This window comes from Leptospira langatensis (genome assembly GCF_004770615.1).
Taxonomy (GTDB): Bacteria; Spirochaetota; Leptospiria; order Leptospirales; family Leptospiraceae; genus Leptospira_B; species Leptospira_B langatensis.
On sequence record NZ_RQER01000001.1, the window covers coordinates 332909 to 353328 of the forward strand.

Here is a 20420-nt window from a genome sequence, read left to right on the forward strand (position 1 = left end):
TAAAAAGCCCGCTGTCGCAAGAAAAAAATACGAGCAGTTCTAGAGTTCCAGACCTGTTTTGTCCGGGCCCAATTTAAAATCTAACATGGGAGTGGGGGAATATGGAGTCGGATCCTAAAAATACGCAAAAGGACTTAGGGGGAAAGGGAGAGGACCTGCAAGAGGAGTTGAAATTCTTCTTGGAAAACCGGCTGGATGGACTTCTTGACGAGGCGGAGAAGTTTCGGAGCATCAAAAGCTCCGTTCGCAGAAAGAAGCCCAGATTTTCAGGCCAGGAATCCAACTCGGACAAAAACCAGGGATTTCTACCTTTTCTTTATTCTTTACCCAAGCCTGGGGAGGGGAATTCCCCGGAGCCGGAGTCTAAGGTATCAGGAGACGAGCCATAAGGCTTCTCCGGGTTGGACCCAGATTATTTTCTCATTAGGTAAATTAAGATGGACATTTCGATGAAACGATTCACGGTAGAGACGAATGGATAATAACTTCTTCTACGAAGAGGGCCTAGAGGAACCGGGAAGCCGGGATATCTTAGATATCATGGATTCCTACCGGTACATGAATTCTTCCTATTTCTTCGACTTCTTGTCGGACGGAAGATGGGATCATGGAAAGGGTTGGGTCGAGAAAAACATCGACCGAGGCCTCTGGACCACGAGGTTCGTTCCCGGTAGCATCGATAAGTATCGCGGGCCACAATCGGGACAAACTCCTTAGAAATAAAAAAGGACTCTATGAGAGTCCTTTTTTGTGCCTTCGCCTTGTTGTCTTTGCTTAGTTAACTAGTTTCAGACCGTTGATGTCGATGAGCTTGCGATACACTAGTTTGTTCTTATCCTTTTGAGGATTGAAGATCAATACCACTACCTTATTGAAGGTGAAATACCCAGGACGATATTCTGAATAATGGTGAGAGAAGATCGTAGTCTTGTACTTAGCATTATAGATCGTGTAGGTATGTTTACTTAGAGTGTCATGCTTCTGCTTTTGCAAATCTTCCGGAGATTGAGGAACGAAATTGCTGATGAGGACCTTGTCCTTTGTAGGACCTTCTTCTCCATAGAGAACGATCGGAAGAGCGTCTTTCGGATTGTTGGTTAGATAATGAACTAACTCGTCCAGATTCGGGTTCGGCATTTTGATCTTTTCCCCTCTGGCAATCTTGTCGTCGTAGTCCTTCTTAACGTCTCCGTATCTCTTCTCACCCCAAACGGCCTTATTGTCCAGTTTTACAGGAACCAAGTTGTGGAAGTTCACTACCTTGGTGTTCTCTTCGACGTCGTACTGTCTCCATTTAGGGAAGGGGACGAGATCCCTACGATCGTCCACTCTGGAGAGAGGAGTCTCGTTCACTGCCAGGATATAGATAGAAAAGTTCGCTGCGTCGAAGTCCCTGTTCTCGAGCTCGACCATTACGTCCATGAACTCGCCCTTACCGTTGTCCGCATGTCTACGGAAGAAGGAGACTTCTTTTACGAGGAGCCTATCGTCGTAATACGCGAGAGGATAATATTCCACTCCGCCCGAACCGGACTTCGTATCCTTCTCGGCGTTGTTTTGGCCGGAAGCGGCACTTCCCAAAAGTAAGAATAATAGGATAAAAGTGTATTTAGCGACGGACTTCATGCGTGTAATAATCCCAGTACGGTTCTTCCTATTGAATATCGACAAATCTAGCCCGAAACTTAGATAAGCATTTCGTTTTTTATCGAAAAAAGGCGGATTTACGTCCCCTTCTCCAGGAAGCATCGATCTTATAGCAGAAGGGATTTTTCGTCCAGCGGGATTATTGGGAGAAGAAGCCCGATTTCCAAGAAAGGAAATTAGGCTTTTTTGATATGGTTTTTCTCATCTACGAGAACGACCTGAGGCTTATAGCCTTTGGGCAGATCCTTTTCGTCCAAAGAGCCGTAGGAGATGATAATTACTTTGTCTCCCTTCATTCCCAAACGAGCTGCGGCTCCGTTCAGGCAAATCTCTCCGGATCCTCTTTTTCCCTCGATGAGGTAGGTCTCGAATCTGGCTCCATTATTCACGTTCACCACGGATACTTTCTCATACGGGAACATTCCGGCGGCATCTACCAGATCCATATCCACGGTCAGGCTCCCCTCATAATTCAGGTCGGCGTCGGTGACGGTGGCTCTGTGGATCTTTCCTTTGCAAACAGTGATCTGCATTCTTAATTATCCCGGTTACTCACTAAAAAGTACCTTAAATATTTTGCCGGATATATTCAAAAGCGTTTTTCTCTTAAAGAAATGGATTTTGGTATTAATCGTTTCTTTGCTAAACTTAATTTCGGAGAAAAGGGGAGTAATCACGTAATTCTCATAGAGATTCGGATACACACGATTCTCGTCGTAAACGCTTCCCTTGAAATTTTCCAGGACCTTACGTAGGATCCGTTTTTCCTGGCGATTCAGATCGATCTCGTCCTCATGGCTTGTTCCCACCCAGGTGAGTAGATATCCGGATATACCTGTGTCCGTCAATTTCGGGGTCACATCAATTAGACGGTTTTCCTTGAGATGAAGTAATGCCTGATTCAATTCCATTGGATAAGGGGAATCTTCCAAATGGATATATTTCTGCTCAGTAATCACTTTGGCGTATTTTTGGAAGAAGACTCCGTCCGAGAGATAGATGAGTTTGGCCAATTCCTGGCGGTTTCTTCCCCTAGGTGATCTTTGCAATATAAAGGAGATGACTTCGAGCAGCTTTTCCATAGATAATCACTCTAGTGAAGGTTTTTTCCCTAAAAGATCCAGTTCCGTATGACAGATATGTGCTCTTTCAAGAGAGGTCCAGGTCCAAACGGAAGGAGTCGATTCTATTTTTGGAACACCCTCTTACGATAACCGGGGGGATCAATTATAATATCGGAAACCTACTCCGAAATCAGGATTTCCTTTCGGAAAACGGGATCTCTCTCCATTATATCAAGAGAGGAGGAGACTTTACCGCTCACGAACCCGGACAGATCGTAACCTATATACATTTGGACCTAAAAGAAAGAGACTTAGGGATCTCGGAATTTCTAACTTTCATTTTGGACGCTTGCATAGATTCCGTAAAAGAAGTTTGGGATCTGGATCTGGTGAGGGATCGGGATGCGCCAGGTCTCTATCTCGCCAAGGACCCGAAGCGGAAAATACTCTCCATGGGAGTACTCTTCAAGTCTTGGTTCACGAGTTACGGGATCGCCTTAAATGTTTCGAACGACTTCTCTGCGTTCCAGTGCATTCATCCCTGCGGTCAAGACTGGAGATCTATGATCTCCATCTCTCAGTTAGGACTTCCTTCCGATCCGGATAAGAAGAAGGAATGGATCCTAAGCTTCCGGAGCAAATTCCTAAAAAATTTCCAACCGATCGCCGTTTAGAGAGCTTTCTTGCCCGATTTTCTCCTTTAGAGAATTGGCCAAATCGGCCGATTTACAAAGGAAGAGAGGTTCTCAGGTGCAAATTTTCAAACATATTCTATTCTTTCTCTTGGCACTCATCATTTGCGAAGGGATCGCGATCGGTGCCTCTGCCTGGTCTTATCTGGAATCTTCTCTCGCATCCTTTGAACAGATCAAGAATCTGTCGGACGAGAGGGCAAGGGATACGATAGGCGCCATTTCCAAATCCAGCGAAGGTAAACTCAGCCACGAAAAACTGGAAGATCTGAATTTTGCATTCTCTCGTTTAGTGAAAGTAACTTCTGCTGATAAGGAAGGATTTATTATCTCCGAGATCAGCATGGTGGATGATTCGGGTATAGTCCTTGCTTCGTCTAACGAGGATTATGTGTCCGAGGCCCGTGTTAAAAGAAAGCCTGAGTCTAAATTCCTTTCTCTCAGTTATACTTCCGCTCATCGTTTGAGAAAATGGCAGATTAGCACGCCGATCCTTATGGAATCCAAGAAGGTTGTGGAGAAGGACAAACTGATGGAACTAGTCTCTCCTTATTTTCCGGAGCTGCAGAATCCTGAGGTCTTATTGTCCATGGCGGTCTATCGTCCGGATAAATTCGAAAGAGTCGCTTCTCTTCATATGAGATATGAAAGAGGGAATTTTGCTCATTTCGTCCGGATCCAAACGGAGCTTTTCTGGTGGACCTTGCAGAATAATGCGATCATCGCGTTTATCTGTGCCTTGATCCTTGGATTCGCGCATTTGTTGATCAAGAGCGTTCGCACTTCTTTCACAAGAGAAGGGGAATACATTGCAAGTCCTTCGAATCCTCCTCTTTGGGAAAAAGTGGACTTTGCGCAAACAGAAGGTCATATCCGTTGGAAGGAATCGAGCAGCCATTCTGCTCCTGCGGCCAAGGTAACGGAAGAGCGTCCTGTTCCGAGTCGCTCTGAAGTTTTAGAAAAGCCTATGCCGATCGCAACCCATGTAGGAGCTCCTACGGCTCTTAAAGAGAAAGCGGAAATTTTAGACGCAATTTATCTAGGATAATCTTCTTTGGAAATTCGCACTTCAAAACAGGGAAAGATCTTAAAGGTGGTTCCAAAAGGGATCTTGGATTCCTATTCCGCTTTTGACTTGGTACGTTTTATCAAGTCCAGATGGGAAGAGGGAGATAGGCTTGTGCTCGTAGTTTCTTCTTCTATCGAATACTTGGAAGAGGATGGGATCTCTTCTTTGTTGGAGCTTATGAACTTCTTCGAAAAGCATGGAGGCAATATTGCCTTTAGTGATTGGAATGAAGAAAGTTCTTTGGTCCTAGGACTTTTCGGCTTAAGCCGATCCGCTCATTTCTTCTCTCATGAGAAAGAAGCAGAGGTTTGGTTGTCTTCCTTAAAGATCGAAGATAGAAGGAGTAGGCCTGAGCAAGGGTACGATTCCATTTCTTCTCTTCGCCAGACTCGTCCTGTGCAATTTTATTCGGCTGGAAAGCAAACAAGCTCGGCTCCTCTGGAATTCATTCCGGAGCTCAGCACTGTTCCGATCCACGGGAGCGGATCCGAATCGGCGAAGGAGGATCCGGCTCCTTCTTCCGTTGCGAAACGTTTGGACCAATCTTTGGAGCAGGCCCGCGCCTCGGCCCAAGAAAGGATACTGTATTGCGAATCTTGTAGGGCCCGTTTGCGTATTAAAAGCCTTGGTCGTCATCAATGCCCGAATTGCGGAATTCAGTTTGACGTAAGTAGGACCGGCGGAGTTCGATACTTAGAGAAACTACTCGATTAGTTTTTGCCGGTCCAACCGGAAACGAAGGATTTACTTGTCCCAGGCCGCTAAAAGAAGCTTCGCTCTTTCCTTTTACACTTTAATTTCCAGAATTCTGGGCCTCTTCCGAGATCATTTTATGGCGGTATCCTTCGGGACCGGAATGGTGGCCTCCGCATTTTCCGTCGCATATCGATTGCCGAATATGTTCCGCAATCTTCTTGCAGAAGGAACACTTTCTCAGTCTTTCATGCCTCTGTATTCCGACGCAGGAAAAGAAGGGGAAGAAGCGGCTCGTAGAATGAGTGGGGCAGTGCTTAGCTTTCTATTCGTTATTCTTCTCTGCTTTGTGGTCCTTATTTTTACGGTCTCCCCTTTTGCGTTGCCTCTGCTTGTGGGAGGAAGTCCAGAGTATTCCGGTCTAGTCGTAGAACTGACCTATATTCTATTTTTCTTAATCGTTACCGCGAGCCTTTCCTCCATTTATATGGCGATCTCCAATGTGAAGAATCGCTTCTTTGTTCCTTCTCTTTCTCCTATCATCCTGAACTTAAGTTATCTAACGATCTTTTTGGGAGTATTTCCTTTTGTAGAATGGGAACTTCTGACCAAGGTGCAGGTGCTTTGCTTTGCCATCGTATCGGGCGGGATCATTCAGCTTTTGGTCCAAGCTTGGTATGTTTCTAAGAATGGAGAAGCGCCGATCTTCTCTTTAAACTATAAACATCCTGCGATCCGAAAGATCTTTAAGCTCATGCTTCCTGCTGCGATCGGTGGTGGGTTCTATCAACTGGGGCTTTTGGTGGATATCTTTCTCGCCAACTGGGTACAGAACCATAACCCGGGTTTGGGAGCCGTAGTAAGCTTGGATTATTCTCAGCGACTCGTTCAATTGCCTACCGGGATCATCGGGGTGGCCTTAGCGACTACGACCTTACCTGCGTTACTCTCTGCTTTAAAACAGGACAGACATTCGGAGGTTCCCGGCGAGATGCTTGGAGTTCTGGGTTTTGCTTCCTTCTTGACGGCTCCTGCCGCTCTTGGCATGGGAATTTTGGCCGGACCCATTTTGGATTCCATTTATTTCGGAGGAAGATGGGATCATGTTGCGACGAATACCGCTATCCTTCCTTTGATTTTCTATTCTGTGGCAGTGCCTTTCTATAGCATGAATAAGGTCCTGATCTCCACCTTCTATGCGTTTCAAGATACGAAGACCCCTTTGCGGGTGCAAGCGTTCACGTTTATCGTGAATCTTGCCTTGAATTTTTCCTTGGTCTTTGCATTGAAACATTCCGCAATCGCACTTGCTTCGGCCACTTCTACCATTATGACTTGGATGCTTTTGTCTCGGGCCCTGCGAAAGCACGATGTGCATTTTCCTTGGAACGGGTTCTTCAGAAAGATCAGTATTCTACTGCTTCCTCTTTTGCTCATGGGGATCTTTTTATTTGTCTATAAAACTTTAGTCCACGGGTCTTTGGTTTCTATCCTGCTTTCGAAGGGGTTTAGTTATGCGAATTCCTCTCGCATTTCCCTTTTGATGGCAGTGGTTCCCGCAATGGGAATTTTTTTCTCTTCTAGCCTCTTTCTCGGACTAGAAGAGATCCGATTAATCACTGGAAAAATATTTCGTAAAAGATAGTATTGTCCGAATTTCCGGATATGAAGATTCGAGTGCGGGTCAAACCGAATTCCAAGAAGCCGTATATAGAAAAAGGCGAGGATGGGATCTGGATCGTGGCCGTTAGAGAGCCTGCTACAGAAGGTAAGGCAAATAACGCAATCATCAAAGCGGTGGCCGAAGAGCTAGGCATCGCTCCGTCCAAAGTGGATTTAGTCAAGGGAATGAAGAGCAAGGAAAAGGTTTTGGAGATCCATGACTAAGCGGTCCTACAGGCCCTATGTTCCTAAGAAAGTCTTAGCCTGTCTTTGCTTTGGGCTATCTATCTTTCTCACAGAACCTGTGTTTTCTCAGTCCGGAGATTATTTCGCGGATCTGACCTCGGAAAGAAAGCCGATCATGGGAAGCGATAAAGAAGACAAATATGTTTTTCGATTTCCGATCCTTGCCAATGTCGAGAGCTGGGGACCTCATTTCTCGGTGGATGCAATGGTCCTATTTTCGTATACGAACTATCCGAAGTTCAAGGAAGTCGACTTCTTTCCTCTATTCAATCATCTTTGGGCCAAGGAAAACTCTTCTTACAGGTCTTACTTCTTCCCTTTCTACTATTCGGACCGGATAGAAACATCTAAAGGGATCTCCGGCTCGAATTATTCCTTATTGCATTATAATACGTACAAAACCTCTCCTACTTATTCTTCTGAGCTTTGGAGATTTCCTTCTTTCTTACCGTTGGCAGGAAGCGAAGTGAAGAAGGAAGGAGACAGGGTGAGTGTATTCCGATATGCTCTTCCTCTTTTGTTCTTTCGGAATAAAACTCCCGAAGAGGAAAGGACCCATTTTCTCCTTTTTCATTGGGGGAAGGATAAGGACTCTTCTTACGGGGCGGTGCTCCCTCTTTTATATTGGGGTTCCGGGGTGGATCGTTCTCACTTTACTCTGTTTCCATTTGTATATTATGATTCCTTAAATTCTGGAAAAGAGGGGAGCTTTCTGACCCCATTATTCGGTCGTACTTGGAAGGACTATGGGAGCGGAGAAAATTCCGAATCCGATCGATTTTCCTATATTCTGCCCTTCTTTCGTTCTAGCTTGGTTAAGAACGGGGAAATACAGAACTCTCAAACCTTTGTTCCGATCGTATTCAGTCGCAAGTATGCAAAGGACTTGGGAACGAGGACGAATCTACTCCTATTGAGTGGTTGGAAATCGGATGCGAAAGGGGATTATGCGAGTTCTTATTTTTTCCCGCTTTTCTTTCATGAAAAAGGAACGTATTTGTACTTCCTTCCCTTTCTCTATTATAGATCCAACGAATACTTTAGTTTGCTTCCCTTCTTAGTAAAAGGAAATCGACAAGGAGAGGAATATACCTTGATCCCTCCTTTGCTTACCTATTGGGACAAGGAAACTACTTGGATCTTCAATACCTATGTGAAAAAGGATAAAACCTCGGATCAATACAGCAATGTGACTGTGTTCCCGTTTTGGTTCTATTCCAATGATGGAAAGAATAAGAGTCACACTCTCTTTCCGATCTTTCAAGTCAATCGGACCGAAAGCAGTAAGGAGATCATCACTCCGCTCTATTATTCCTATGAGGCTCCCAAAGAATCCTATTCTTTGATTGGTCCATTAGAATTCTCTAAATCCGAGGAAGGCTCCGGTTTTAGGATCTATCCTTTCTTCTATACGGGAAATACAAAGCAGGATTCCTATTGGAATTTTCTGGGACTCGCGGGAAGAGGCTTCGATCAAAAGGGGGATGCCAAATATACCTATGCCTTTCCTTTGTATTTCTACCAGAGGGATAGTTACCGGGTTGCCATCCCATTCTTCTTTCGATTGGGCTACGATGAAGGCCATTATACTCATTTCGGTATCTTTCACTACTGGAATCGTTCTCCTGAAAAGGACAATACCTGGATCTGGCCTTTATTATGGTTTTCGAATGTAGACAAGGTCCAGAAAGAGGATTTCAGCGTTTGGTTCCCTCTCTATTGGAACTGGAATACTCCCCGAAGCAAGGGGGATATATTCCTTCCTTTCTATTTGAATTACGAAGAAGCGGATAAATCCCTACAGTTAGTTCTGGCTTACTCTTCTTCTAAGACCTTGGGAACATTTAACGGAGCCTTGGGAGTCGGTTCTACGGAAAGGGAATATTATCTGGATACGGATCTATCCCTTTTCTATAATCTGTTCAGTGTTTCCACTCGAGCCTCTATCGATAAGCAAACTCTTCAGTTTTGGAAAGAGAAGCATCCCCAAGAAACCCAAAATGGGCCGGAAGCCGGGCCGATAGTTCCTTCGGAAGAAACGGGGAAAGAGGGGCTCAATAAGTACAATCGACTGACCAGGGACAGGGTCCGATCCTTCTGGGGGATCTCCGCATTATTCGGGATATTCAGTTATGAAGAAGGAGACGATAGACGACATTTCCGTCTATTGCCTTTAAGTTGGTTCTCCTGGTCCAAGAAAACCGAAGACAAGGTGTATGCTGCTCCTTTCTTCTTTTCCAGTAGGATCGGAGATGAATCCTACTTCGTACTATTTCCGTTTTATGGACGCCAGGACCAGGCCAAGAATTTCCAGGAGTCCTATCTCTTATTCGGCTTCTTAAGAGGGAAGAAGGGAGAGACCCGGGATTATTCCGTTCTATGGCCCCTCACTCGGTTTTATTACTCTCCGGAGTCTTGGGGGATCCGGGTATTTCCTTTGTTTGCACATGATGAATCCAAGGAAATGTCTCGAACGATCTCTCTTTTATATTATAAAAAACGAATATCTGAGGGAGATTCGACGAACCGATCTTTTCATAGTATTCTGATCCCATTGTATCATTCCGGTTCCGATCTGGTGCATTCGAAAGACGGGTTGCACGAAGAAAGCTACGACACTCTTCTGCCTTTGTATTGGAGATCCGCAACGAGGGATCTGAGCGGCAGCTCCGAAAAAAGGGAAACAACAACCTATACTCTTCTCTCTAAGTATTCGAATACGAAAGAAACGGACGGTGCCACGTTCACTTCTTTCTTCTCTCCTTTCTATTTCTATCAAACCTACAAACTTGGGAAACAAAGCGAAGAAGAGGCTACCAAGATTGATTTCTTGCTTTTCCCTGGCTTGTACTGGGAAAGGAATAAAACGGACAGTATCTTCTTCTTGCTTGGATTCTATAGAGAGAAGACCCAAACTTTCAGCCAGACTAGTTTTCTTGGGTTGATCTCTTCTTCCGAGTCCAAGGAGAAGGGGCAGGGAGAGACATCGTTTAGGATCGCTCCTTTCTATTCTAACACGGAAACGGTCAGCGCAAGCGGTAAGAGCAAAACGGTTTGGGGGATCCCTTTCTACTATAATCGAACGGAGAATGTGGCGGGAGGCTGGGGTTCCACAAGCGTCAATCCTTTCGGGGTCTTCAGTTCTTACGGGGGAAAGGATACGAAATCGGAGTCTTCCTTTTGGTTTTTGCCGATCCCGTTCTTATACACTGAAAATAATATCTACGATAGTGGGATCGCAAGTAGAGAGATCAGCTTCTTGAAACTGATCAGCTATACTAGAAGAGAAGATCTGAAGTCGGCAAAATCCGAAAAGACGGAACTATCCGCGCTGTTTCTGTTTTCCACCAGATCCGAATCGTACGAGGACCAAAAAGGAAAGAACTATGAGTTCGAATCCTATTTCTTTCCTATCTATTGGTTGAACCGGGAAACAAGACCGGACTCTAAGAGAACACATTTGAATTTCCTAATATTCTTCGACTATGCTAAGGATACGGATCGAAAAGAATCCAGACTGATCCTAGGTCCCTACTATACTATTTCCAGTTCGACTTCCGAGAATTACGGATTTCTTCCTTTGGGATTGGTTTCCAGGGACCAGGAGAGCAAGCTCTGGTTCCTTTTGGGAGCATATGGTTATAAGGACAGTACGACGGATCGCTGGGGTTTTGCGGGGATATTCGATACGAATTACGAAGAAACTTGGAAGAGAAGGAATTTAAACTTCTTCTTGGGGCTGATCCACACCGAGCTAGAGGAGCAGAGAACCAGGGTCGCTATCTTGGGAGGAATTCTAGGCGGATACGAATCCAGACCGGATTATTCGGATACGAATCTGCTCTGGTTGAGGTGGAGATCTTCTCCGGGCGATACGCTTGCGAACTTCCTGCCTGTGTATTACTATCATTCCGACGCTGCCGGGACTTCGACCTTGGTACCTCCGGTGCTCGGGTACTTCTCTTCTGAAAAAGATGGGCGTTTCGATATGCTTGGCCTTGGTCTTCTCTACTATCGCAATCAAAAGATCTCTAAAGAAGAAGATCTCATGCTTGTAGGTCCCGGGTTATTCTACTATAGGAAATATCCGAATAGCAACGGATTGAATGCGATGGGTATTCTTGCAGTTCCGGGTCTTGGCGGACTTCTTTGGGATTGGGAATACGAAGAGAGAACGAAATACAGCCGTCATGCGATCTTCTCCGTGCTCTATAGTAATGTAACGAATAAGGAAGGAAAGACCACGAATAAGATCTTCGGCATTCCGGTTTGGTAATAAAAAAGCCGAGGTTGCACCCCGGCTTTTTCTAAGCTTTCCGAAAGGAAGAGCAGGCATTACATCATGCCGCCCATTCCTCCCATACCGCCCATTCCCCCCATAGGAGGCAATGCGCCTTCTTTCTCAGGCTTATCGGTGATCGTAACCTCAGTGGTCAGGATCATGGATCCGATAGAAGCTGCGTTTTGAAGAGCGGAGCGGACCACTTTCGCAGGGTCAACGACTCCCGCTTGGAGTAGATCTTCCCAAACCATGGTAAGAGCGTTGAAACCTTCGTTTCCTTTCTTGCCTTTGGCTTGCTCAACGATTACGGAACCTTCCAGACCTGCGTTAGAAGTGATCATGCGGATCGGTTCTTCCAATGCACGGAAGATGATCTTAGCTCCAGTAGCTTGGTCGCCTTCTAATTTCAAAGCGCCTACTGCTTCTTGGGCTTTCAGAAGTGTGAGACCACCTCCTGGAACGATACCTTCTTCGACTGCTGCGCGAGTAGCGGAAAGAGCATCTTCCACACGGGTCTTCTTCTCTTTCATTTCTACTTCTGTAGCTGCACCTACGTGGATCACTGCAACTCCGCCTGCAAGTTTCGCTAAACGCTCTTGCAGTTTTTCGCGATCGTATTCGGAAGTAGTATCTTCGATCTGTTTTTTGATCTGACCGACTCTTCCTTGGATGTCTTTGGAAGCGCCTTGTCCTTCGATGATGGTAGTGTTTTCCTTATCGACGGTGACTTTTTTAGCGCGACCCAATTGTTGAACGGTTGCGTTCTCCAATTTCATTCCGAGGTCTTCGGAGATCACTTGTCCGCCAGTAAGGATTGCGATGTCTTCCAGCATGGATTTACGACGATCGCCGAATCCTGGAGCCTTAACAGCCACACAAGAAATAGTCTTACGAAGAGTGTTTACTACGATGGTAGCAAGAGCCTCTCCTTCCACTTCTTCAGCGATGATGACCAGAGGTCTTCCTGCTTGAGCTACTTTCTCCAGAACTGGAAGAAGGTCTCTCATAGAAGCGATCTTCTTATCATAGATCAGGATGTACGGATCGTTCAGAGTAGCGATCATCGCTTCCGGATCGGTTACCATATAAGGAGAAACGTATCCGCGATCGAACTGCATTCCTTCTACCACGTCTAAAGTGGTTTCGATGGATTTTGCTTCTTCTACAGTGATGACTCCGTCTTTACCGACCTTGTCCATCGCGTCAGCGATCAGGTTTCCGATCTCTTTATCGTTGTTCGCAGAGATGGTTGCAACGTTAGCGATGTCTTTTTTGTTCTCGATCTTAACGGAACGTTTTTTGATGCTTTCGACTGCCGCAGCAACCGCTTTGTCGATCCCGTGCTTAAGAGCCATAGGATTTGCACCGGCAGTAACGTTTTTCAATCCTTCGTTGATGATGGATTGAGCAAGAATGGTTGCAGTAGTAGTTCCGTCACCTGCGACATCATTTGTCTTAGTGGAAACTTCCTTTACCATCTGAGCTCCCATATTCTCTACGGAATCTTCAAGCTCGATCTCTTTCGCTACAGTAACACCGTCTTTAGTGATCGTAGGGGAACCGAATTTTTTATCGATTACCACGTTTCTTCCCTTAGGACCAAGGGTAACTTTCACTGCATTCGCGAGTTTGTTAACGCCTTCTAGAAGTTTGCGTCTCGCTGTCTCATCGTATTCAATAATTTTTGCCATTGTATTTTCCTCGGCCGATTACTTTTTCACGATAGCAAGAATATCGCTTTCGCGGATGATTAAATATTCTTTGCCTTCGGACTTGATCTCAGTTCCGGAGTATTTGCCGTAGAGAACGACGTCACCGGGTTTCACTTCAAGAGGGATTAGCTTTCCGTCTTCATAACGTCCGCTACCTACCTCTACAACTTTTCCCTCTTGCGGTTTTTCTTTCGCAGTGTCGGGAACAAAGATGCTACCGATCTTTTCTTCGGCTTCTTGTTTAGGCTCAACCAGAACACGGTCGCCCAGTGGTTTAATCGCCATGACTTTCTCCTATAAGAGTCTTTAGCACTTATAATAAATGAGTGCTTATTAGAATAATTTCCAGATAATTTGAAATGAAGTGCGGGGGCAAGCACTTTAACGGCAAGAGTGCTAAAATATGTCTTAAAATCCGATTTGGATAGCGAATTTTTCATTTCCCGATTTTTGGGGAAGGAAGTCTAACCGTTCTATTGCGATCTTATAAGAAGCTCAGAGAAGGCTTTCTTAAGCTTACCTGACCCTGCTTCTTGTTGGTCATATTCCTATTTAGGGCAGCTTTTTGTTTTCGGAAAAGAATTTAATTCGAGTCAGAGAAGGAAATCGAAAACCGGTTTTGGAAGAAGGGGAGTATATCCTCTATTGGATCCGGGCCAACCGAAGGCTTGCTTGGAACCATTGCCTGGATTATTCCATCCATCTCGCTCAAAAATTCAAGAAGCCTCTCGTCATCTTTGAATCTGTAATGATGGACTTTGAATGGAGTTCTCCTCGTTTGCATCAATTCCTGTTAGAAGGACTTTGCGATACCGCAGAAGAGGCGGATAGATCCGGATTTGCATTCTGGCCTTTCGTAGAGACGATTGATAGAAGATTAGAAGACCAGATCCCTTCTATTTTAGAGAAAGCAGCCCTTGTGGTAACCGATGATTTCCCCTGCTTCTTCTTGCCGGAGCATGCGGAGAAGCTTGGAGAGAGCCTGAAATGCAAGCTTCTACTTGTGGACTCTAATTCAGTCACTCCTTTGGCATCTTATGAAAAGGATTATTCCTATGCCCGAGTTCTTAGGCCTCGTTTGCATGATCGATTTGCGGAAAGCTATTTGTTTCATTCCGATCCAAAACCGAAAGCGAAGGGATTGCCCGATCCTAAGAAAGTCTCCAGACCGGATCTTCTTTTTGCGGGAAAGAGGGAGGATATTCCCAAATACATTCAAAAAATGAAATGTAGGTTTCCGGAAATCCGACCCTTCCCTGGTAGGATTGGAGGAAGGAAAGAAGGCTTGAAGATCCTAAAAGAATTTATTCGGACAGGACTGCCATATTATTCCGAAGAACATAGCGAGCCTAGGCCTCCTACTACGACAAAGGCCTCTTCTTTATCCGCGTACTTGCATTTTGGGATGATCTCTGCGGAAGAGATCGTGAACGCGGTCTTAGGATCCGATCCGAAAGTGGATTGGTCTCCCGATCTTCTGAATTCTTCCTATCGAGGAAAGAATGCAGGCTTCTTTCATCCGAATGAAAATGTGAATTCTTTCTTGGACGAACTACTTACTTGGAGAGAGCTAGGCTATCTTCTATTCTATAGATCTCCTAGTTTCCGAAAGGACCTCTCCATTCTTCCGGACTGGGCAAAACAGTCTTTGCACCTGCACAGAAAGGACAAGAGAGAATATCTATATTCTAAAGAAGAATTAGAGAACGCAAAGACTCACGATCCCGTTTGGAATGCGGCACAGAAGGAATTGGTCCTTACCGGTTCTATGCAGAACTATCTGAGAATGCTTTGGGGAAAGAAGATCCTAGAATGGGCTCGCTCTCCCGAGGAAGCGTTCTCCATATTAGAGGATTTGAATCATAAATACGCGTATGACGGAAGAGATCCGAATTCCTATACGGGGATCCTATGGTGTTTTGGCGCTTTCGATCGGCCTTGGTTTCCGGAAAGAGCGGTTTTTGGAAATATCAGATATATGTCTTCGGATTCCACTGCCAAAAAATTCAAACTAAAGCCGTATCTTGCATACATCAAAAGCCTGGAAGAAGGTGCGGGACCTGATCTTTTTGCATAACAACTGTTATTGAATTTGGTAGAGAAAAGGTTGCGAATTCCATTCCGTATTGTATAATGTAGTACTGGAGGAAGAAGATGACTGAAAATAAACAATACAATACTCTCAACGAATTCTGGCCGTTTTATCTAAGAGAACATTCCAATAAAATGAATCGGGTTCTGCATTTTATAGGAACATCCTGCGCTCTGTTTTTCATTGCTTCCGCGATTTTTTACTTAAACTTTTGGTATCTGCTCGCTGCCCTGTTTAGCGGATATTTCTTTGCTTGGATCGGACATTTCTTCTTAGAAAAGAATCGTCCTGCAACTTTTATCTATCCGGTGAAATCCTTTATCAGCGATTTTAGGATGTATTTTTGCACGATCACCGGTCGATTAGGCAAGGAGTTGCAGAAAGCTGGAGTAAAATAGTTTTCTAATATTCCAACGTATATAGTGAAAGAAAAGGACCGGCCTATTAGGAACCGGTCCTTTTTTATTGCCTTAAGCTCCTACTGCTACCACAGTAACCGGTTTCTCTTTTCCTTTTACTTGCACAGGAGGTAATGTCTCTCCCCTAAAATTTGCGCCTGCAAGTTTCCAAGTATCTTCCGAAACGAGTAGTTCCTTACCGAAGTTCTTGGTCAAAGATTCTATCCTGGAGGCTGTATTGACCGCATCTCCGATCACGGTGAACTCAGCTCGTCTGCTAGTTTCAATATTTCCGGAAAATACTTCTCCCGTATGGATCCCGATGCCGATCTTTACGGGCTCTAAGCCTTTTGCCTCTCTCTTCTGATTGAACTCGCCTAGTCTTTCCAGCATTCTCTGCCCGCATTGCAAGGCTCGGATCGCATCGGAAGCAGGATCTGCAGAAGGGTAAGGAGTTCCGAAGGTGGCCATGACCGCATCTCCTATATACTTATCCAAAGTGCCGCCGAACTCAAACACACAATCGGTTAAGGTTTCTCTAATAGAAGAAAGGAATTGGCTTAGTTCTAAAGGATCCATATGCTCGGACAGTGCAGTGAAATTCCGAATATCAGTGAATAGGATGGTGGCAGTCTGTCTTCTTCCTTCTAAGACGTCCGGATTGGACATCATTTCCTCTACGACTCCCGGAGAGAAATATCTGGAGAGAAGGGACCTTTGCGCTTCTCCTTCGCCTATTCGTCGGATCATGATGAGGGTCCTAAGGATACCGAAACAGAGAAATCCTGCGAGAACCAAATATACCAAGGGCCGTCCTACAAGGGCGTCCCCTAATAGGACATGCGGGCCCATAATGTATTCAGGCCAGCCTCCTGAGAAGGAGATCTGTCCGGTCTTGGCGGCATATATAAGTATTCCATAATATACTCCGAAGAACATGATCACGTTCAATAGGACCAGACGAAGCCTGAACTGGATCAAGGAGGAAGCCAAAGGAAAGAGATAGAAATTCACGATGGGGTTCTTGATAAAGAAACCGTAATTTCCCGGGCTTGAGGCATGAGAATAGTAGAGAAGTAATCCTGTGATCAATACAAAGTCGGAGAACAAGGCAATATAACTAAAAACATTAACAGCCCATTTCGAATTGGTACGGATCAAGATGGAATGCCCTACAGTGATCAGAGCAAATATCCCGACTCCGATAAAATTTGCGGTCATATTTCCCGAATGCAAGTTCGCCAGGATCTGTGAAAAGAAAAAGAGAAGAAGAAGATAGCGGAATACGTTAGAGACGTAGGCGCCCATTAGTTCCTCTTTTTCCAAGACGGAACGTACTGAATCGTCCATCTTATTTCGGTTTGTCGTATCTAAAATTCTGCAAAGAAATTTCGGAAGATAGTCTCTTATCGGCATAGCTTCCCTAAAATACTCCTTTCCATTTTAGGTTCAATCGTTTCTTATAGATCGAGCGAAAGAAGAATAGAAAAGCCGGCGAATAAAATCGAAGAAAGAATACGTATCTTGGGAACTTCTCAACTGAATTCGAGATCGTATTTGATCCAGCCGGTCTAGGATGGAGTATGAAGAATCGAGTGGCAATCGTGGCCGGAGGAACAGGTCTCGTAGGTGGAGAACTGGTCCGAGAACTATTGATCGATCCGGATTGGGACAAGGTATATCTGCTCGCACGCAAGCCAGTGGAATGGACCCATGCTAAGTTGGAATTGATCCTTACCGATTGGGAACATTTGAGCAATTTTCCGAAGAATATTACGGACGCATTTTGTACTTTGGGTACGACAATCGCGAAAGCAGGCACAAAAGAGAATTTTAAGAAGGTGGATCTGGACTATGTAGTTTCCTTTGCAAAGGCAGCAAGGGAAGCGGGAGCCAAGTCCTTCTTTGTAGTTACCGCTTTGGGAGCGGATCCGAATTCATTCGTATTTTATAATAAAGTCAAAGGCCAAGCGGAGGAAGAGATCGCAAAGATCGATTTCGAGACCGTAGGGATCTTTCGTCCTTCTCTTTTGGACGGAGAGAGAAAAGAATTCAGATTGGGGGAAAAAATAGGGCAGGTGGTAGCTGTTCTATTGAATTCCCTTTTGATCGGCCCGATCCGAAAGTATCGCTCCATTCAGGCAAGGACAGTAGCCAAGGCGATGTTAAACTTGGCTTGGTCCTCTAAAAAAGGAAAATTCAAAATAGAATCCGACAAGATCCAGAAATTAGGGGACGGCTCCGCTCGCGCAAATATGGAGTATATTCTAGGATAACGAGCGCTCTAGATCAATTCGCTTCCGCAATCCTTTTTACGATCTCGGAAGCCTTTTGATTTTCCGGTTCCAGTTCTAGACCAAGCCTTGCATAATGAGCGGCTTTTTCCGGACGACCTAGTTTGAAATTCAGATCGGCAATATGTACTAGATTGGCCGGTATCCCTGGATTTCTAAGTTGTACCCTTTCTGCAAGTTCTAAGGACTTGGTAAAATTCCCGATCTTCTTAAAACAGAAAGAAGCAATATAGATCATATCAGTATCCCCCGGATTCTCCTCCACATAGGTCTCCAGATAACGACATGCTTTTTGGTGGTCATTGTTCCTATAATGCAATCGGATCAGATCTCTTTTTAGAACTTGGTTCTCCGGAGAAAGCCCCAAGGCCTCTTCAATGACTCGGATCGCATTTGTGAGCTCTTTATTCTTCAGAAATCCTTTTGCTTTCGCACTTAAGTTTTGTACGTCCTTGCTTACCTTGGATCTTTTGAATTCCTTTCCGGGGTCGTATCCGATCCTTAAGAGAGAAAGGTCGTCGGTGATCTTTCCTTTTGCCTCTAATTTAGTCAGAATGGATTGAAGATCTCCTTCGGAAGACTCGACTGCTCGTAAGAAAAGGGATTCGTCCTCATTGATGATCCTTTCTCCGTTCTCTACTTGCAATTCCAGATCGTCTCTTCCGTCCGAACCTACAATCAGCACATCGTCCGGCTCGAGAAGGAAGGTCTTCACAGTTAGGCTATCTTCTATTCCAGGCGTTCCAAGTTTTCTATATTGCAAGGTTTCCTCTAAGAAAGAGGCTTTTCCGTCCCTATATAGAACGGACCAAGGATGTTCAGCATTAATATAATATAATAGACCTGCTTGTTCGTCCAAGACCCCTAATACCATGGATACTAACATGCTTCCGTCAAATCCTTGGAAAAGCTTATGGAGTTCCGTAAAGGCGTTCTTGATCCATTTCTCCGCATAGAGTGAATAAGTGCTCTCGTTTGTAAGAGTTCGCTGCAGGATAGAATGGAAGGCGGCACCTAGAACGAGGATCCCTCCTGCTCCTTGGAGGGATTTTCCCATGGCATCCGCATTTAAGAATACGGTGTATTCCTTTCCTCTGAGTAGGATCTCCTGAGCGATGCAGATATCTCCTCCGATCTCGCTCTCCTTTCCTTTGAATACGAAGTTCTTTTTCTGGCGAATGAGAAAGTCGACTTTTACTTTTTTGCCGCTCGTCCTATTGATTCCCAATGGCTTGATAAGAAGAGAAGTAAGAAAATAATCTCCATCTTGTTGACTTTTTAGTTCTTCTACGGTGCGAAGTGTTTCTCTTAGTTCGGAGGTCTTTTCCTCCACCAAGAATTGCAGATGTTCCCGGATCCTGCCGATCTCTCCGGTTGCCTTTGCAAAATCTCTGGCGAATCCTAAAAACTCCTTATCGATGGATATGAGAGGGAGTTTGCCCGGACCTCCCGCTGCCAGGTCGTTTGCGGATTTACTGATCTGCTCTAAGGTGGTGGAGATGGATTGAAAATAAAGAATGATCAGAATGGTTGCCGCAAAGAAAGTCAGTCCGATAAATGCGACGATCTCCAAGGAAGATTTAGGTCCGAGGCTTACATATACTGCTAGGACAGTTAAGGAAAGAAGCACAAGAGATAGTAAGAAGCCGAACTTTCCCTTGAGCCCTAAGAACCCGGGCTGCGTGTTCACATTATAGGCTCTACTCAAAAGTATTTTCTTTAAAAGTACTCTCTTCGGTCCTGTAATATAATCTGTGATAATATAAGCGAAGCCGCAATATACGAATACGGCGGCAAGCCAGCCTAGGAAGATATACCAAAGTTCCTTTAGGTCATACCCAAGGAATAGGTATGCGATCGCATCTGCAAGAAGCACAAAAGAAGCGTATCCAAAGGACGAGATCATATTATGGGTCGGCAATCGGATCAGATCCGAAAGTACGGTGTCCAGATCTTGAGAGGGCGCATGACGCAGCGAGAAGTTCGGATGAAGAGCTCGGTTCACCCTTTGGATATGACCTTCTAATCCGGGGAGTCCGACAGGAGCCAGTAGTCCATACTGAGTTCCATGGATTAGGGTTACGAAAACGGTGGCGGCAAGAAAGATCAATACGACCGGGTAATGGGATTGCAAGGAGAACATCGGAATCGTAGCAGAGCCGAAGAAGAAGGCATAAGCCGCTCCGAACCAGGCGCCTGTGAGAGAAAAAGAAACTATGGAGAATGTGTAGGAGATCCTACGGTGGATTGCCTCGAATAGGCGATAAAAATACCTTTGGGTCATTCTGTCTTACCTAGTAGGGCGATCCCAACTAAACACATTAGAAGATTGGACGATATAAACACGAGGATCATGAGTTCGCTTGGAAAGATATTTTTACAAAACCTCTCTTATGCAAAACGAAAATCTTTTTCTTTTAAAAACTTTTATAAAGTATGAGACCTTATATTCTTAAATGTCTCTTCAATGAGATGAACGTTCGTTTACATTTGTCGTCTATTTGAGATCTAAGTAATTGTGCTTTTCAAATTGTTACTTGTAAATTAGATTCTACTACGATCTCAAATA

Annotated in this window: 18 protein-coding genes; 11 read left to right on the top strand and 7 right to left on the bottom strand. The window is 44.8% G+C overall.

Features of this window, described 5'->3' with window-relative positions; genetic code table 11:
• The first annotated feature begins 101 nt into the window (after positions 1-101).
• The gene (locus EHO57_RS01470; RefSeq protein ID WP_135647012.1) at positions 102-389 is read left to right on the top strand and encodes a hypothetical protein; all 288 of its coding nucleotides are present in this window, start codon (positions 102-104) and stop codon (positions 387-389) included.
• Positions 390-474: 85 nt separating this feature from the next.
• Positions 475-717: a hypothetical protein gene (locus EHO57_RS01475; RefSeq protein ID WP_135647013.1), complete on the top strand. Its 243-nt coding sequence runs from the start codon at positions 475-477 to the stop codon at positions 715-717.
• 57 nt (positions 718-774) lie between these two features.
• Here the strand turns inward: EHO57_RS01475 and EHO57_RS01480 are convergent, their stop codons facing one another.
• From EHO57_RS01480 to EHO57_RS01490, 3 genes are all read right to left on the bottom strand, one after another.
• Entirely contained in the window at positions 775-1626 is an 852-nt protein-coding gene (locus tag EHO57_RS01480) for a hypothetical protein (RefSeq protein WP_135647014.1), read from the bottom strand.
• Positions 1627-1823: 197 nt separating this feature from the next.
• The gene (panD, locus tag EHO57_RS01485; RefSeq protein ID WP_135647015.1) at positions 1824-2180 is read right to left on the bottom strand and encodes an aspartate 1-decarboxylase; all 357 of its coding nucleotides are present in this window, start codon (positions 2178-2180) and stop codon (positions 1824-1826) included.
• A 15-nt stretch (positions 2181-2195) separates the two neighbouring features.
• Complete coding sequence (locus tag EHO57_RS01490; RefSeq protein WP_135588621.1) at positions 2196-2729, bottom strand: type II toxin-antitoxin system antitoxin SocA domain-containing protein; 534 nt, start codon at positions 2727-2729, stop codon at positions 2196-2198.
• Positions 2730-2743: 14 nt separating this feature from the next.
• Between EHO57_RS01490 and lipB the strand changes: the two genes are divergently transcribed.
• The 6 genes from lipB to EHO57_RS01520 all read left to right on the top strand — a co-directional run bounded on the left by lipB (position 2744) and on the right by EHO57_RS01520 (position 11349).
• Positions 2744-3385: a lipoyl(octanoyl) transferase LipB gene (gene lipB, locus EHO57_RS01495; protein WP_135647016.1), complete on the top strand. Its 642-nt coding sequence runs from the start codon at positions 2744-2746 to the stop codon at positions 3383-3385.
• A gap of 76 nt (positions 3386-3461) precedes the next feature.
• Positions 3462-4451: an LIC_12071 family protein gene (locus EHO57_RS01500; protein WP_135647017.1), complete on the top strand. Its 990-nt coding sequence runs from the start codon at positions 3462-3464 to the stop codon at positions 4449-4451.
• Between the two features lie 6 nt (positions 4452-4457).
• Positions 4458-5186, top strand: coding sequence for an STAS domain-containing protein (locus EHO57_RS01505; protein WP_135647018.1), 729 nt, complete (start codon positions 4458-4460; stop codon positions 5184-5186).
• 34 nt (positions 5187-5220) lie between these two features.
• Positions 5221-6810, top strand: coding sequence for a murein biosynthesis integral membrane protein MurJ (gene murJ / locus EHO57_RS01510; RefSeq protein WP_135647019.1), 1590 nt, complete (start codon positions 5221-5223; stop codon positions 6808-6810).
• A gap of 20 nt (positions 6811-6830) precedes the next feature.
• Positions 6831-7052, top strand: a complete 222-nt coding sequence (locus EHO57_RS01515; RefSeq protein WP_135647020.1) for a DUF167 domain-containing protein — start codon at positions 6831-6833, stop codon at positions 7050-7052.
• Positions 7045-11349, top strand: coding sequence for an LA_1737 family protein (locus EHO57_RS01520; protein WP_135647021.1), 4305 nt, complete (start codon positions 7045-7047; stop codon positions 11347-11349). The genes EHO57_RS01515 and EHO57_RS01520 overlap by 8 nt, the downstream gene beginning before the upstream one ends.
• Positions 11350-11408: 59 nt before the next feature.
• On the opposite strand, the gene groL is transcribed toward EHO57_RS01520, so the two are convergent.
• On the bottom strand, positions 11409-13046 hold the full coding sequence (groL, locus tag EHO57_RS01525; RefSeq protein ID WP_135647022.1) for a chaperonin GroEL: 1638 nt from the start codon (positions 13044-13046) through the stop codon (positions 11409-11411).
• Positions 13047-13064: 18 nt separating this feature from the next.
• Positions 13065-13352, bottom strand: coding sequence for a co-chaperone GroES (groES, locus tag EHO57_RS01530; protein WP_135647023.1), 288 nt, complete (start codon positions 13350-13352; stop codon positions 13065-13067).
• Between the two features lie 280 nt (positions 13353-13632).
• Between groES and EHO57_RS01535 the strand changes: the two genes are divergently transcribed.
• Together EHO57_RS01535 and EHO57_RS01540 are read left to right on the top strand one after the other, a co-directional pair.
• The gene (locus EHO57_RS01535) at positions 13633-15144 is read left to right on the top strand and encodes a deoxyribodipyrimidine photo-lyase (RefSeq protein WP_135647024.1); all 1512 of its coding nucleotides are present in this window, start codon (positions 13633-13635) and stop codon (positions 15142-15144) included.
• A gap of 77 nt (positions 15145-15221) precedes the next feature.
• Positions 15222-15557, top strand: coding sequence for an Mpo1-like protein (locus EHO57_RS01540; protein WP_135647025.1), 336 nt, complete (start codon positions 15222-15224; stop codon positions 15555-15557).
• Positions 15558-15629: 72 nt separating this feature from the next.
• Here EHO57_RS01540 and EHO57_RS01545 read toward each other — a convergent pair whose 3' ends face one another.
• Positions 15630-16907: an adenylate/guanylate cyclase domain-containing protein gene (locus EHO57_RS01545; RefSeq protein ID WP_246050439.1), complete on the bottom strand. Its 1278-nt coding sequence runs from the start codon at positions 16905-16907 to the stop codon at positions 15630-15632.
• A 233-nt stretch (positions 16908-17140) separates the two neighbouring features.
• Between EHO57_RS01545 and EHO57_RS01550 the strand changes: the two genes are divergently transcribed.
• A complete protein-coding gene (locus tag EHO57_RS01550; RefSeq protein WP_135647027.1) occupies positions 17141-17833 on the top strand; it encodes an oxidoreductase in 693 nt (230 codons plus the stop codon).
• Positions 17834-17846: 13 nt separating this feature from the next.
• Here the strand turns inward: EHO57_RS01550 and EHO57_RS01555 are convergent, their stop codons facing one another.
• Positions 17847-20135 (bottom strand): PP2C family protein-serine/threonine phosphatase, encoded by a 2289-nt coding sequence (locus EHO57_RS01555; RefSeq protein ID WP_135647028.1) that lies wholly within the window; start codon positions 20133-20135, stop codon positions 17847-17849.
• Positions 20136-20420 lie beyond the last annotated feature (285 nt).